Consider the following 14,283-nt stretch of genomic DNA (forward strand, 5'->3'; position numbering starts at 1 on the left):
CAGGCCGCTCTATCACCGGCTTGGACGTTCCCGGGTCACCTCCACGGCGGACCCGGTGCCGGTGACACCGGCGTTGTTGATCAGTACGTCGAGCACCCCGTACCGCGCACCGAGTGCTGCGAAGGCAGTTGCGATGCTCCGGTCGTCCGTGAGGTCGAGCGGTACACAGCCCTTCCTCTCGTACGCCGACAGCTCCCCCATGTTCCGCCCCTCGTCGTGGTCATGGACCGCCAACTCGACGACGTAGCCGCGGTCGAGGAGCAGCCGCGCGGTCTCCAGCCCGAGTCCGCGCTCCGCGCCGGTGATCACTGCTATCGGCACAACACACTCCTTCGCTCGAACACTGACCCAGACATCCGATCTATTCACATGATACAGACAATATCATCGGATCAGTCAAGGGGGAACGTCGAGCTTCGCATCCAGGCATGGCCATCACGAATCCTGACGGCGCAGAGCTCTGCCACATCAACTTCCGCCCACTTGCTGGGAGAAATCTGATGGAGTCGCCGCAACAGTGATCCACGAAGGTGATCAAGATGGCTGATGTTGATCTCTGATCACGCATGGCCTACTGGCCAGTGAGACGATATACCAGAGACAGACATAGGATCTTTACGGTGGACTACTGGCCGAGATCACCGGGGGAAGGGTGGCAATGTCGATCGCCGTCTCACAGGACCGGAACCACCGGTATTCGGTCGTTGTCGAGAGCCAGGTTCTGTCGTCGTCAGGACCGTTGCGAACCGTGTTATCCGGGTACGACGGCGAAGCGCTCGTCGTCGTGGACGAAGAAGTGTGGCAGCGCTGAGGCCATGACGTCGGAGCGTTCCTCGCCCAGGCTCCGCACCGGATCCTCCGGCTCCCCGGAGGCGAGGAGAACAAGATGCCGGCAACAGGCTCGAAGTCGTCAAGGCAATGGACGAGTGCCAGATCGCGCGGCGCTCCAGCCCCGTTCTGGTCATCGGCGGCGCGTCGTGTGCGACGAACGTCGACCGAGTCTTCTGGAACATCTAGGAGGAACAGTGCATCCGACCTCTGAATCGGCAGCTCTGACGGCCGAAATGACGGCAGCCGCAGACGACGCGCTGCGGCTGTTCAAGCACTACGACACCGGCCGCTTCGCACTGACACTGAGCGGCTCCATGAGCAAGGGGACGTCCGACGAGCTGTCTGACACCGACTTCCGCTTCTACTCGGACACGCCGCGTCCGGACCCGGGCCCGGAGTGGGACGCCGACTGGCAGGCGGTACGGCGGCGCTGGGCGGAGAAGGGCGTGGTACTCGACGAACCCTGGTTCCGCACCGTAGCCGAGGTGGACGCGGTCGTGGACTCCTGGCTCGGCGGCCACGGCACGCCCGATGACCTGGTCTGGACCGTCTGGGGCTACCATCCGCTGGCCGACCTGGCGTGCCAGATCCCCGTCCACGACCCCGACGGCCTCGTCAGCCGGTGGCGCGACCGATTGGAGCCATATCCGGACACGGTGCGGCACGCGACGATCCAGAAGTTCCTGCCCGCGCTGCGGTACTGGCGGGACGACTACCACTACCGGAACAAGGTGGAACGCGCCGATCTCACCTTCCTCAGCAGTCTGACCGCAAAGCTCATCCACCACATCCTTCAGGTGTTGGCGGCAGTCAACCGGGTCTACTACCCCGGCGACGGCAACAACCTTCGTCAGGCGGCGGCCTTCCATACCGCTCCCGAACAGCTCGTGTCCCGCATCGCCGCCGTCCTGTACCCGCCGGGTGGATCGGCCGACGTCAGGGCTCAACGGAATGGGGTCATCGCTCTGATCGACGAGACGATCGCCGTGGTCAAGAACTCCGCACTGGACGAGGAGGATGGGGCATGAGCGGCGAGCCGATTGCACCGGCCGGGGCCCGACGGTGGGTTCCATGCGAGGAGGATGCTTCCGGACACAGCTTCGGGCCGGAGGAAGCGGCTCTGCTGGCTGAAGTCCTCGCCTCGGGCCGGCTGCTCGCCGCCTCCGACGGCTTCGTCGGCCAGTTGGAGGCCGAGTTCGCCCACCGGTACGGCGTGCCGGAGGCCGTGGCGTGCTCCTCCGGCACCTCGGCGGTCCAAGCCACGCTCGTGGCCCTGGGCCTTTCGGCCGGTGCCGAGGTCATCACCACCCCGATGACTGACATCGGCGGCGTGTCACCGATCGTCCAGGAGCGTTTGACGCCGGTCTTCGCCGATGTCGACCCGCTCACCGGCAACCTCGATCCGGATTCGGTCGCCGCGGCCGTCGGTAGCCGCACCGAAGCGATCATCGTGACCCATCTCGTCGGCAAGCCCTGCAACATGACCCGCTTGACCGCGATCGCGCAGCGCCATGGCCTGGCCGTCATCGAAGACTCCGCCCAAGCCTACGATGCACGCACGCGGATCTCCCGGTCGGCACCTTCGGCTCTGCCGGCTGCTTCAGCACCCAGCAGACGAAGCACATCTCCGCCGGAGAGGGTGGCCTCATCCTGGTGAACGATCGAAGCCTGGCCGTGCGCATCCGGTCCTGGATCAACAAGGGTGTGGAGAACGGAGTTCGTTCGCGCACGGAGGACCATCCGCTGGCGGGCGTGAACGCACGGATGACCGAACTTCAGGGAGCGGTCGCGCTCGCACAGCTGCGCAAACTCACGGGCTTCGTCGAGTCGCGGATCACGATGGCGGACGAGTTGTCGGCCATTCTGTCGGACGTCGAAGGGCTGACTTGTCCGCACAGCGATGTCGGTGAGATGCAAACCTATTGGAAGTATCTGCTGAGCGTCGACCCCGACCTCCTGCCCGGCGCCCGCGACCGGCTTGACGCAGAGCTCACCGCTCGGAGCACGGTGGTCCAGGCCCCAGTTCACGAAGACCCTGTTCGACTGGTATCCCAGCCGACTCGTCGGTGCCGGGCCGGCGCCGCCGGGGGGCGCGCGGGCCCATGAGCTCGGCGGTGACGTGGTTCTCGTACGCCTGGGGCTGACCGGTCACGGCCGGATCGCCTCCTCGTCCCCGGCGGCGATCCGGGCGCGGAAGACTGCCTCGCCGGCGGCGTCGTGGTGCTCCAGGTGTGTCCACCAGCGGTCCCAGTCGAAGCCGTCGCTGTGGTTGAAGGGGTGTGCGAGGGGGCGCAGCTGCTGCCACTCGCGCACGATGGCCACCTTCTGCCACTCGGTGCGGTCGGCCGGGTCCGTCTTCAGCAGGTGCTCCAGCAGTCCGACAGCGTTGGAAACGTAGAGGCTGCGAAAGAGAGCTCGTCGGTCTCGCCGACGTGTTCGTGAAGCCGCTCCAGCTGCTGGTAGCAGAACGCCTCCAGGTCTCGGACGTTCCCGTGCGTGAGCTGCTCGGCGTAGTGCAGGACAACAGCCCCGGGCTACGGACTTGCCGGCGACGCCGCCAGCGCTCTGGAGCACGGCACAACCTGAGAGGCGACGTGCTGCTGGGCCGCAGCCTCCGGCTTAGCGCCTTCCAAGGGCCCGACGCCGCCCCGGCCGTGGAGCCATCTGAACTACCGCGGCAACCACGGTCACCGACTTCCGGCGCGCACTAATTCACCCGTCTGGTTGGCCGACCCAGACGGTCAAGGTTCGGCCACCTGCCGGTGAAGTCGACTGCGGCGGACGGGGGCGTAGACGACCGTTTCCGCCCCCGGGCTGGATCGGATCGGCATCACTGTCTCTGGGATTTGGAGCTACCAGATGACAGAAAGTCTGACGGCCGAAGGAACAGGCGTGCCGACAGCAACGAGAAGCCCGTCGGGAGCCGGACCCACAGCACAATTGAAGTCCACCGTGGTGCCGGAGAACGCCGCCCCGTCGAAGGTCACTGTTCCGCGGGAGAACGCCGCTCCGTCGAAGGTCACCGTGCCACCGGAGAACGCGGCTCTGTCGAAGTTCACCGTGCCACCGGAGAACGCCGCTGCGCCAAAGTCCATCAGGCCGCCGGAGAATGCCGCTGAGCCAAAGTCCACGAGGCCGCCGGAGAACACCGCTCCGCCCAAGGTCACCGTTCCGCCGGAGAACGTGGCGGAGTTGAAGCGCACCGTGCCGCTGGAGAACGTGGCTCCGCGGAACTCCATCAAGCCGCCAGAAAACGTTGCACCGCTGAAGCGCACCGTGCCGTCGGAGACAACCGCTCCGTTGAAGATCACTACGCTGCCGGAGAACCTGGCTGCGCTGAAGGTCACCGTGCCGCCGGAGAACACCGCTCTGTTGAAGCGCACCGTGCCGCCAGAGAACACCGCACCGCCGAAGTTCATGTCGCCGTCGATAGTGACGCCGGTGAGGTCGAGGTCGCAGCCTTGCCAGGAGCGGTGGGTTTCCTGGGGGCGACGGAAATGGTCCCCGATGAGCCGCAGGATTGTGTGCCGGACCTTGCGAAAGGCCAGGTAGCGGTGGTGTTCCTCCTGATGGGTGGGGTCGTTGCCAGGGTCGGGGGTAAAGGGGAGCTGGAGGTAGGCGCAGAGGACGTCGATGCAGGTCTGGCGAAGGTTGTCGTCGGGGGCGTCGTCGGCGAGGCCGGCCAGGGCGTGGACTCCGCCGAGCCGGACGGCCGGGGAGTCCGAGCCGAGTTTGTCGACGGCCTGGGAGAAGCGTTCGGTGTGGAGCCGGGTGGCTTCGCGGTGGGCGCCGGCCTCGTCGACGCGCTGGCGGCGGTAGGCGACGACTAGGGCGACGAGCGCACCGGCCCCGGCGACCACTCCGAAGGAGAGTTTCACTAGGTCGAAGAGCGTCTTCGCGTCGAGCTTCGCGGTGGTATCGATCTCCTGGAAGTCCAGTAGGTCTACCAGGCCGTAGAAGACGCCGCCCGCGACCAGGACCGCAGCGACGAAGGTGAGGGCCAACGCACGGCCGACCTTCCACAACCGCAGCTCCCGTTCATTCAGTGATCGTGGCCTTCTCCTGGATGTCATGACGAGGAAGACAAAGCACTGAAGTCAGCGGTTGCAGTCAGCTGTTCCACCGCGGCCTCGGGCAGCGGTCCGCGCGTCTCGACTGCGGCCGCACGCTCCCGAGGACGGTGGCAACGGACACTCGCCGCTGGAATGGGCGCGGACCGGACCGTATCCACAGACGGTGCAGCTGCTGGAGGAGGCGGGCGCGGCGAGCTGATCCTGGGAGCCCGCCCCGTCAGGTCCGTGCGGCAGCCAGCATGTCGAGCGACACCTGCCATAGCCGCTCGGCCGCTACGGGGTCCAGGGCGTGGGCGGCGACTCCGCCCGGGTCACCCTCGTGATGGGGATGCGCCTCCTGGCAGTCCTCGAAGTACCGTCCGCCGATGCCTTCGAGCCCCGGCCACGTTGCCACCAGCACGGAGGTGGCCGCGCCCTGCTCGGGCGTCTTGAAGACGTAGCCAGAGGCGATCGCCTTGTCGAGTTCGTCCTGGCTCATGTGGCGTGTCAGGTTCGACAGGATCGCGCCGGGGTGGACGGCGTTGGCGGTGACGCCGTCACCGGCCCAGCGCCGGTTCGCCTCGACCGCGAAGAGCGCGTTCGCCGTCTTGGACTGGCCGTACGCGAGCTCGGTGTCGAACGGCGTGCGGCGGAAGTCGATGTCGTCGAAGTCCACCGGCTGTCGCAGATGCCCGACCGAGCTGAGCGCGACGATCCGCGCCCGGTCAGCGGCGGTGAGTGCCGGGTACAGGCCGGTGGCGAGCGCGAAGTGGCCGAGGTGATTCGTGGCGAACTGGAGCTCCCAGCCCTCCGATGTCCGCAGCTCGGGTGTGTACATCACACCAGCGTTGTTGATCAGGATGTCCAGCGGGCCGTCCCACGCGGCGGTGAACGCGGCGACGGACCGCTGGTCGGCGAGGTCGAGCGGCGCCACGAGCACCTGCTTGTTGCCGGTGGTGCCGGTGATGTCCTGGGCGGTGCGCTCACCAGCCTGGACGTCGCGTACGGCGAGGGTCACCTCGGCGCCCGCGCCGGCGAGCGCGCGAGCGGTCTCGACGCCAATGCCGGAGGAACCGCCGGTCACGACGGCGCGCCGGCCGGTGAGGTCGATACCGGCGACGACCTCGGCCGCGGTGGACTCGGCGTTGAAGGGGGTGGTGATCGGGCCGGTGGAGTCGGTGGTCATGGGGGCGGTCTGCCTCTCTACGTCGTACTCGCGGAAGCCGGGCCCGTCGGATGTCACGGCTTTTCGAACATCCCGGTCGGCACCCGTCAAGCCAACCACCTGGCGGGGGCATTCAGAGGAGGCGGAGGAGCCCGGCTCCACCTGGGGTCCAGCCGACCGGGGGTTCACCAGGCCCCCTGTTGGTCTCACCGGTTCCGTCCGTCGATTGAGGACAGGCCTTAGCCTGGAGACCATGGATGACACCTCTCCCAGTACCGGCGGCAGCACGGACCTGCGGGAGTTTCTGCGCTCGCGGCGGGCCCGGATCACCCCTGAGCGGGCCGGCCTGCCCCCGCAGCCGGGAGCCCGGCGGGTGCCCGGGCTGCGGCGCGAGGAGGTGGCGCTGTTGGCAGGGGTGAGCGTCGACTACTACGTACGGCTGGAGCGCGGCCGGAACGTCAACGTCTCGCAGACCGTGCTCGACTCCGTCGCCCGCGCCCTGCGTCTCGACGAGACGGAGCGGGGCCACCTCTTCGATCTCGCGCGCCCCGCCCGCGCCCGCCGCCGCCCGGAGACGCCGCAGCGGGTACGACAGGGGCTCCACCGGCTGCTGGACACGCTCGCCGACAGCCCGGCGCTGGTCATCGGCCACCGAATGGACGTCCTCGCCGCCAACCGGCTCGCCCGCGCCCTGTACACGGACTTCGACGCGCTGCCGCACCGGGAGCGGAACCTGGTCCGGTACCTGTTCCTCGACCCGGCCGCCCGGGAACTGTACCTCGACTGGCCGTCGGCGGCGCGGGGAACGGTCGCGGGCCTCCGTCTGTACGCCGGACGCCACCCCAACGACCTGCGGCTCGAGGAACTGGTCGGTGAACTGTCCCTGTGTGACCCGGACTTCCGCCGCTGGTGGGCTGACCACGACGTACTGCGCCGCAGCCACGGCACCAAGCGCTACCACCACCCCGTGGTCGGCGACCTCACCCTGGACTACGAGGCACTGACCCCGACCGACGACCCGGACCAGTTGCTCGGCCTCTACACCGCCGAGCCGAACTCACCGTCCGCCAGGGCCCTTGCCACTCTCGCCCGCTCGTGACCGTCGGGAGCGATGAGCCGGGAGAAGCCGAAGAGGGCCGGCATCCGTCGACCGCTCACCGATGAGCCCGTAGCCCCCGCCGCGACGAGCACGAAAGCGATGAACCCGAGGGCTGTCTTCTTGGGCCGAGCCTAGACTGCGGGGCGGCTGGTATCGGCCGAAAGGATCCCGGCGCGCGACCAAAGTAGTCGGTCAGCGAGGGCCGCGGCGTTCGCACGCCAGAATCAACCGAGCCCTGAGGGCCGTGTCCTGAGCCCCCTTACGCCGCCGCCCCCACCCGTTCCACTCGGCTCGTTCAGCATCAGTCAGGTCCAGCGGCGCAAGCTTCGGACCAGGACGAGTCATACGAGAAACTGTAAGCCAACTACTGGCTCAGGACACTAGCCCTCCAGCAGCGGTTCGCTATCTGGCCTGGTCAGAGGCGTCGTCGGGAGTGAAGTGGGCTGATGGTGGGTCAGAGGCGGTCTTGCCGGATGCTGCCCTCCAAGGAGTGGCATCGAGCACGGTCCGAGCTGTGGTGAGGGCAGCCTCCCCGGGCGATCGACGTGCCCTGCTCGGCTCGGTCGGCCGCAAGAGGCGGCTGGCAACTGGCAGAACACGCAGGTCACCGCACCCCCGACGGCCTGCGACGGCTGCTGAACGGAGCCACCTGGAACGCCGACGACGTCCGCGATGACCTGCAGACATACGTCGCTGACAAGCTCGGCGAAGCCGACGGGGTCCTCATCCTCGACGACAGCGGCTTCGCCAAGAAAGGCACCACCTCCGCAGGGCGTGCAGCGCCAGTACTCGGGCACCGCCGGGGCTCGCGTCTGAATAACTGCCAGGGTTGATCTGCGCAGGTGTCGTCGCGTGATGGTAGGTGGGTTTGTAGTTGCGCGAGGTTACGGGCGGGGGTTCCGGGTAGCGGTGTGACCGCGATGTGGTGCGGGGTCCAGGAGGCGGTGGCCGTCTTGGAACTGGATCGAGCCGCGCAGCACGAGCTGACGGAGGACCACATCGTCGGTGGGACCGGTAGTTGATCAGCCGTCCGCTGAGCCCGAACCGGCGAGCCCGGGCACGGGAAGGCTGCTGGAAGCGCCCCGGGCTCCGTTCAGCCCAGCGGTGACTCGGAGGTGCCCAGCATGCCGCGCAGCCACTGCTCGACCCCCGCCACATGGACCGTCGCCCACGCTGACGCGAGATCGGGATTGCGGTCTGCGATGGCCTCCATGATGGCTCGGTGCTGTTGACGAGTCCGCTCGACGGCACCCTCCTCCGTCATACCGCGCCATATCCGTGCCCGTGCTGTCGGGCCGGACAGCCCATCGATCAGCGAGCAGAGCACGGTGTTCCCCGAGCCGGACGCGATCCTGCGGTGGAACTCGAGGTCGTTGTCGATCAGCTCCTCCAGCGCGGCATCCTCGCTGAGGCCGTCGAGTACCTCCCGCAGAGCAGCGATGTCCTTGTCGGACATCACCCGAGCGGCCATCGCCGCCGCCGCAGGTTCCAGGATGCGGCGAACCTCCAAGAACTCCAGGACAGTGTCGTCCTGGTGGAATTCGACCACGAAACCCAGCGCGTCCAGGAGCAGGTTCGGCTCCAGGCTCGTAACGTACGTGCCGTCGCCCTGCCGTACGTCCAGGACGCGGATGAGTGAGAGTGCTTTGACCGCCTCGCGCAGGGAATTGCGTGACAGGCCGAGCCGCTCGGCGAGGACGGCCTCCTTGGGAAGCTTCGAGCCGGGACGGAGCTCACCGCTGACGATCATGGCCTTGATCTTCTCGATCGCCTCATCGGTGACTGGCACTGCTAAGCCTCCCAGGTTCCTGTTCTCTGAAGCATAGTCCCAGCGCGACCGGGCAGGACGCGGCCTGACTGCGGCGGCCCAGCCGGGTCGGAATGCGTCGATCACATCAGGCTCTGGCACCTGATGCGCTACAGCCGATAGACCCGGGTCGCGTTGCCGTGGAACACCGCTGCCTTCTCCTCTACGCCGAGTGAATCTGTGAGCTCGTCGGCGACTTCGACGACGGTGCTATATGAGGCTTGCAGGGTGCACACGGGCCAGTCGGAACCGAACAGCAGACGTCGCGGGCCGAAGGCATCCAGTGCCGTCTCGGCATAGGGCTTGAGATCCTGGGTTCGCCAGGAACCCGGAGCGGCCTCAGTGACCATCCCGGAGAGCTTGCACACGGTGTTGGGCAGGGCCGCCAGGCGTCGCAGGTCGGTTGCCCAGGGGTCGAGCCAGCCGCTCGCGATCAACGGTTTACCGAGGTGGTCGACGACGAAGGTCAGGCCGATGATCTGAGCCGCGGCGGCCGCCGCCGCGGCCAGCTGGTGCGGCTTGACGACAAGGTCGTAGGCGAGACCGGCCTCGGCGACAGCGGTGAGGCCGCGCTGCACATCAGGACGGAGCAGCCAATGCGGATCGGGCTCCGCCTGAACTTGGTGACGGATGCCGACAAGGTGTTCCCCGCCGGGTTGTTCGCGCAGGGCGGCGATTGCATCGGCAACATCCGGGGCCGTCAGATCGGTCCAGCCGACGACACCTGCGACGAGGTCGCTGCGAGCCGCGAGAGCCAAGAGCTCAGGTGTCTCCTCAGGCACGCAGACGGTCTGGACGACCACGGTGCCGACCACGTCGGCTGCACGCGCCTCGGTGGCGAGGTCCGCAGCGGAGAAGGAGCGTGCCAGCGGCGCAAGCTCCTCGCCCGCGATCCACGGCTGCGGGCGTACCGTGAGGTCCCAGACGTGATGGTGCGCATCAATGATCGGCCGATCCGTCACAGCTGCCACACCACCGGGAGCCCCGCCGCCGCGCCGGCCTCGGAGTAGTCGTGGACGACGTCGAGGAACTCGGCCATTCTGGCCTGCCAGACGATGTTGACCGGAAGGTGCTCCAGCTCGGCGAGCAGGCGCGGATAGTCGTCGCACTCGAGGAGGTGGAAGAGTTCGCGGTCGCTGCGCCAGATGGTCCAGGACGTGACTCCGGCGGCCCGGATGGCGGCAGTGAGTTCCTCGGGCACGGCGCGGTGGGCAGCCTCGTACTCCTCGATCCGGTCCGCGCGGACGCGGGTGTGCAGGGCGATTCTCATGGCTGCTCCGAGGACGTGGGGTCGACGACGATGACGTCTAGGGTTCGGGGGCCGTGTACGCCTTCGACCCGGTCGAGCTCGATGTCACTGGTGGCGGACGGTCCCGAGAGGAAGGTCAGGGGCATCCGCGGGTCAAGTCGCGCGAGGGCACCGGGGACGTCGTCGGCGATCTGCTCGGCACGGATGATGCAGAGGTGGTAGTCCGGAATGAGCGTCAGGGCGCGGCGGTTTTGGTCGGCGTCGGCGTCCGAGACGATGGTGCCGGTGACAGGGATCCCGGCGGAGGCGAGCGTGATCGCTCCATCCATGGTGTCCAGGGCGGGCACGTCCATTGGTTCGGGATGCCACTCCCAGTCGCCCGGCGGTAGCAACTCGCCAGGGAACCCGTCCGGCGGCGCCAGTCGTGTGGCGCCGCGCAGGCTCAACGCGGTGGCTATGGCATCGCGCAGTCCTGCACGATCGGTACGGGAGACGGCGGCACGGTAGTCGGCGACCCGTTCGGCAAGGAGGGCCACGGTGTCCTCGTCCGGTTCGGTATGGGTTTTCCGGTAGTCCCGAGGGACGGGGACGTCATCGGGCCGCTCGCCCAGCGGGACGTCGGTGAGGGCGGCGTGAACGCGTCCGAGGATGGCCTCACGGCTGCTCATGGTCACCTTCCCGGTTCCTGCGCCACCAGCTGCGGAAGGACTCGGCCGGCGGCGCCGGTGTGTCGCGGATGTCTGACCAGCCGTGCAGCGGGCTGGGAAGCCGCCCGATGTGCCCGCCCCTGGCGAGGAGACGTCCGCCGACCGCCGCAGCCTTCTGGGCCGGCCAGCACCCTGGGGTGGTCGAGGACGGAAGCCGCCGCCTTCATCACCATGGCCTCGGGGCTGGGCAAGCGCTTGGCAGCACGCTTGGCCTCGACGGCACATGATGTCGTTGAAGCAGGTGATGAACAGCGCGATGCGCATCAGCCCTGCTCTTGGGGGGTCGGCACGTCGGCGGCGAGCAACCCGCGCTCCTTGAGCTCGGCCCAGAGCGCGACCGGGATGGGGAAGTGGAGCATGGCGACGGCGTCCTCGATCTCGGGGGAGTTGCGGACACCGACCAGGACTCCGGAGACGGCAGGGTGCCCGAACGGAAATCGCAGGGCGGCGGCACGTAGGGGCACGCCGTGCGACTCGCAGACTGTTTTGAGGTCGAGCGCGCGTGCCACCAGGTCACTGGGGGCAGGGGCATAGTCGAAGGTCGCACCTGGACGGGGGTCGGCGAGAAGGCCGGAGTTGAAAACGCCGCCGATGACGACGCCCACGTCCTGCTGAAGGGCGAGTGGCAGCAGTTCGTCGAGTCCGCGCTGGTCGAGGAGGCTGTAGCGGCCGGCCAGCAGGACGGCGTCGATGTCGGTGTCCCGGATGAATCGGACGAGCAACTCGGTTTGATTCATGCCGACGCCGATGGCGCCGAGGATACCTTCGCCCCGCATGCGTTCCAGTTCCGGGTATGCCTCGTCCAGGGCCTGCTCGGCGTGGTCGTCCGGGTCGTGCAAGTAGGCGATGTCGATCCGGTCGAGGCCTAGGCGGTTCAGGCTGTCCTCGATGGACTGGCGCACGCCCTTGGCGCTGAAGTCCCAGCGCCTGCGGTGTGTGGCGGGCACGGCGAAGCCATTGGCGAGGTCGTTGCCGATGCCATCCGGCGCCGGGTCGAGGATGCGTCCCACCTTGGTGGACAGCACGTACTCGTGCCGAGGCATGCGGCGAAGCGCATCGCCCAGTCGCCGTTCCGACAGGCCCAGTCCGTAGTGGGGGGCGGTGTCGAAGTATCGGATTCCACAGGCCCAGGCGGTGGCCAAGGTCTGCTCGGCCTGTACGTCGCTCACCGGCGTGAACAGGTTGCCGATGCCGGCCGCACCAAGGGCGAGTTCACTCACCCGCACCGTGCTGTTCCCGAGTCGGTTCTGACGCAGCATCACGGCTTTGGCTCCGGTCGCAGGCGCAGGCCCGCCATGCCGCCGTCGACCGCGAGGGCCGTCCCGGTGGTGCTGGCGGCTGCGGGGGAAGCGAGGTAGGCAATGGCGGCAGCCACTTCCTCGGCGGTGACAAGCCGGCCGTTCGGCTGACGGCCGTTGAGTGCGGCCCGCTCCGCGGCCGGGTCGTCGGTGGCCTCCAGCAGCCGCCCCACCCACGGGGTGTCCACGGTGCCGGGGTTGACGCAGTTGACGCGGATGCCCTCGCGAACGTGGTCTGCGGCCATGGCGAGGGTGAGCGAGAGGACCGCACCCTTGCTCGCGGAGTACAGGGCCCGCTGGGGCAGGCCGGCGGTGGCGGCGATGGAACAGGTGTTGATCACCGAGGCACGGGAGGAGCGGCGCAGGTATGGCAGGGCGGCACGGGTGGTGCGCACGATGCCCAGCACGTTGACGTCCAGGACGCGGAGCCACTGCTCGTCCGGGTTGTCCTCCACCGTTCCGACCGCCCCCATGCCGGCGTTGTTGACCAGGATGTCGATCCCGCCGAGGGCTTCGGCCGCCCCTTCGACGGCCGCGCGGACGGATTCATCGTCGGCGACATCCGCGGTGAAGCCGCGCAGCGATGTGCCGATGCCGCTGGGGTCGACGTCGAGTACGGCGACGTCCGCTCCGCGCTCGCTCAGCAGCATGGCGGTGGCGAGGCCGATACCTGATGCACCGCCGGTGACCAGTGCCCTGTGTCCGTAGAGGTCGGTGGTCATTCCTGGTCCTCTGGGTCCGTGGCGGGCTCGGTGCGGGCCGCGTCGGAGACCCAGAACGCGCCGTGGGGGTAGGTGAAGGCGTCGATGCTGCTTTGATGCATGTCGGCGGAGAAGCCGGGCCTGGTGGGTGCCTGGTAGTGGCCGTCGCTGATCACCACTGGGTCGACGAAGTGCTCGTGGAGATGGTCGACGAACTCGATGACCCGGTCCTCGGTGCTGCCTGACAAGGACACGTAGTCGAACATCGACAGGTGCTGGACGAGTTCGCACAGGCCCACGCCTCCGGCGTGCGGGCACACCGGGACGCCGAACTTCGCCGCCAGCAGCAGGATGGCGAGGTTCTCGTTGACTCCGGCCACCCGGGCCGAGTCCATCTGGAGGACGTCGATAGCGCCAGCCTGGAGGAGCTGCTTGAAGACGATACGGTTCTGCACGTGCTCGCCGGTCGCGACCTTGATGGGGTGGACACCGCGGCGGATGGCGGCGTGGCCGAGGATGTCGTCCGGGCTGGTGGGCTCCTCCACCCAGTACGGGTCGAACTCCGCGAGGGCTGTCGTCCATGCGATGGCCGCCGCGACGTCCCAGCGCTGGTTGGCGTCGATGGCGATCCGAATTTTCGGTCCCAGCGTCTCGCGGGCCGCGCGGCATCGACGGATGTCGTCCTCCAGGTCGGCCCCGACCTTCAGCTTGATCTGAGTGAAGCCTTCCGCGACGGCCTGCCTGGCCAGGCGGGTCAGCTTCTCGTCGGAGTAGCCGAGCCAGCCAGGGGAGGTGGTGTACGCGGGGTAGCCGTGTTTCAGAAGCTGGGCGGCGCGCTCGCTAGCCCCCTGCCTGCCCTTGCTGAGCAGTTCCAAGGCCTCGTCGGGGGTCAGGGCGTCGCTGATGTAGCGGAAGTCGACCTGGTCCACCAGCCATGCCGGATCGGCGTCGGCCAGGAGCTGCCACAACGGCTTGCCCTCATGCTTGGCTGCGAGGTCCCAGACGGCGTTGACGACGGCCCCGATCGCCATGTGTATCACGCCCTTCTCCGGGCCCAGCCAGCGCAGCTGACTGTCCCCGATGAGGTCGCGATACAAGGAGCCGGGGTCGGCGCACAGCGCGGCGACGGAACGTCCGACGATATGGTCACTCAACGCGTTGATGGCAGCAACCTGAACATCGTTGCCACGGCCGATGGTGAAGGTGAAGCCGTGTCCCTCATGGCCGCCGGACGAGGTACGCAGGATGACGTACGCGGCGGAGTAGTCGGGGTCGGGGTTCATCGCGTCGGACCCGTCCAACCCCCGCGAGGTGGGGAAGCGGATGTCGTAGGTGTCGACGGCGGTGATCCGCGCTGTGGTTGCGGACAACTCG

Annotated in this window: 14 protein-coding genes and 2 pseudogenes; 4 read left to right on the top strand and 12 right to left on the bottom strand. The window is 68.0% G+C overall.

All coding sequences use genetic code 11. The features are described 5' to 3' along the window. Positions 1-12 precede the first annotated feature (12 nt). On the bottom strand, positions 13-321 hold the full coding sequence (locus OG844_RS00325) for an SDR family NAD(P)-dependent oxidoreductase (protein ID WP_406387302.1): 309 nt from the start codon (positions 319-321) through the stop codon (positions 13-15). A gap of 743 nt (positions 322-1,064) precedes the next feature. Between OG844_RS00325 and OG844_RS00330 the strand changes: the two genes are divergently transcribed. Both OG844_RS00330 and OG844_RS00335 read left to right on the top strand, forming a co-directional pair. Beyond that, a complete protein-coding gene (locus OG844_RS00330; protein WP_406387303.1) occupies positions 1,065-1,859 on the top strand; it encodes a DUF4037 domain-containing protein in 795 nt (264 codons plus the stop codon). Further along, positions 1,856-2,937: pseudogene (locus OG844_RS00335) on the top strand (DegT/DnrJ/EryC1/StrS family aminotransferase). Before OG844_RS00330 ends, OG844_RS00335 begins: the two are co-directional and overlap by 4 nt. Positions 2,938-2,979: 42 nt before the next feature. Here the strand turns inward: OG844_RS00335 and OG844_RS00340 are convergent. The 3 genes from OG844_RS00340 to OG844_RS00350 form a co-directional block, all read right to left on the bottom strand. Continuing rightward, entirely contained in the window at positions 2,980-3,144 is a 165-nt protein-coding gene (locus tag OG844_RS00340; protein WP_406387304.1) for a hypothetical protein, read from the bottom strand. Positions 3,145-3,683: 539 nt separating this feature from the next. Further along, the gene (locus tag OG844_RS00345; RefSeq protein ID WP_406387305.1) at positions 3,684-4,835 is read right to left on the bottom strand and encodes a pentapeptide repeat-containing protein; all 1,152 of its coding nucleotides are present in this window, start codon (positions 4,833-4,835) and stop codon (positions 3,684-3,686) included. A gap of 286 nt (positions 4,836-5,121) precedes the next feature. Continuing rightward, positions 5,122-6,069 carry an SDR family NAD(P)-dependent oxidoreductase gene (locus OG844_RS00350; RefSeq protein WP_406387306.1) on the bottom strand — a complete coding sequence of 316 codons (948 nt, stop codon included), beginning with the start codon at positions 6,067-6,069 and terminating at the stop codon, positions 5,122-5,124. 232 nt (positions 6,070-6,301) lie between these two features. On the opposite strand from OG844_RS00350, the gene OG844_RS00355 reads away from it, so the two are divergent. Together OG844_RS00355 and OG844_RS00360 are read left to right on the top strand one after the other, a co-directional pair. Beyond that, the gene (locus tag OG844_RS00355; RefSeq protein WP_406387307.1) at positions 6,302-7,147 is read left to right on the top strand and encodes a helix-turn-helix domain-containing protein; all 846 of its coding nucleotides are present in this window, start codon (positions 6,302-6,304) and stop codon (positions 7,145-7,147) included. A gap of 572 nt (positions 7,148-7,719) precedes the next feature. Beyond that, positions 7,720-7,951 (top strand): annotated as a pseudogene (locus OG844_RS00360) (transposase); the annotation flags it as partial. A gap of 289 nt (positions 7,952-8,240) precedes the next feature. On the opposite strand, the gene OG844_RS00365 reads toward OG844_RS00360, so the two are convergent. From OG844_RS00365 to OG844_RS00400, 8 genes are all read right to left on the bottom strand, one after another. Further along, the gene (locus tag OG844_RS00365) at positions 8,241-8,936 is read right to left on the bottom strand and encodes a FadR/GntR family transcriptional regulator (protein ID WP_406387308.1); all 696 of its coding nucleotides are present in this window, start codon (positions 8,934-8,936) and stop codon (positions 8,241-8,243) included. A gap of 128 nt (positions 8,937-9,064) precedes the next feature. Beyond that, positions 9,065-9,916 carry an amidohydrolase family protein gene (locus OG844_RS00370; RefSeq protein ID WP_406387309.1) on the bottom strand — a complete coding sequence of 284 codons (852 nt, stop codon included), beginning with the start codon at positions 9,914-9,916 and terminating at the stop codon, positions 9,065-9,067. Beyond that, positions 9,913-10,224 carry an L-rhamnose mutarotase gene (locus OG844_RS00375; protein ID WP_406387310.1) on the bottom strand — a complete coding sequence of 104 codons (312 nt, stop codon included), beginning with the start codon at positions 10,222-10,224 and terminating at the stop codon, positions 9,913-9,915. The genes OG844_RS00370 and OG844_RS00375 overlap by 4 nt, the downstream gene beginning before the upstream one ends. After that, on the bottom strand, positions 10,221-10,871 hold the full coding sequence (locus OG844_RS00380) for a lactate utilization protein C (RefSeq protein WP_406387312.1): 651 nt from the start codon (positions 10,869-10,871) through the stop codon (positions 10,221-10,223). Before OG844_RS00380 ends, OG844_RS00375 begins: the two co-directional genes overlap by 4 nt. After that, positions 10,858-10,980, bottom strand: a complete 123-nt coding sequence (locus OG844_RS00385; RefSeq protein ID WP_406395937.1) for a hypothetical protein — start codon at positions 10,978-10,980, stop codon at positions 10,858-10,860. Before OG844_RS00385 ends, OG844_RS00380 begins: the two co-directional genes overlap by 14 nt. A 193-nt stretch (positions 10,981-11,173) precedes the next feature. After that, the gene (locus tag OG844_RS00390; RefSeq protein ID WP_406395938.1) at positions 11,174-12,166 is read right to left on the bottom strand and encodes an aldo/keto reductase; all 993 of its coding nucleotides are present in this window, start codon (positions 12,164-12,166) and stop codon (positions 11,174-11,176) included. Positions 12,167-12,168: 2 nt separating this feature from the next. Continuing rightward, positions 12,169-12,930, bottom strand: coding sequence for an SDR family NAD(P)-dependent oxidoreductase (locus tag OG844_RS00395; RefSeq protein ID WP_406387313.1), 762 nt, complete (start codon positions 12,928-12,930; stop codon positions 12,169-12,171). Then, on the bottom strand, positions 12,927-14,279 hold the full coding sequence (locus OG844_RS00400; RefSeq protein ID WP_406387314.1) for an L-fuconate dehydratase: 1,353 nt from the start codon (positions 14,277-14,279) through the stop codon (positions 12,927-12,929). Before OG844_RS00400 ends, OG844_RS00395 begins: the two co-directional genes overlap by 4 nt. Positions 14,280-14,283 lie beyond the last annotated feature (4 nt).

Source organism: Streptomyces sp. NBC_00887 (genome assembly GCF_045207585.1).

Excerpts from the sequence above, each read along its gene's own strand:
- OG844_RS00330 (WP_406387303.1), top strand. The coding sequence starts at position 1,065 with ATGACGGCAGCCGCAGACGACGCGCTGCGGCTGTTCAAGCACTACGAC.
- OG844_RS00350 (WP_406387306.1), bottom strand. The coding sequence starts at position 6,069 with ATGACCACCGACTCCACCGGCCCGATCACCACCCCCTTCAACGCCGAG.
- OG844_RS00355 (WP_406387307.1), top strand. The coding sequence starts at position 6,302 with ATGGATGACACCTCTCCCAGTACCGGCGGCAGCACGGACCTGCGGGAG.
- OG844_RS00375 (WP_406387310.1), bottom strand. The coding sequence starts at position 10,224 with ATGAGAATCGCCCTGCACACCCGCGTCCGCGCGGACCGGATCGAGGAG.
- OG844_RS00380 (WP_406387312.1), bottom strand. The coding sequence starts at position 10,871 with ATGAGCAGCCGTGAGGCCATCCTCGGACGCGTTCACGCCGCCCTCACC.
- OG844_RS00395 (WP_406387313.1), bottom strand. The coding sequence starts at position 12,930 with ATGACCACCGACCTCTACGGACACAGGGCACTGGTCACCGGCGGTGCA.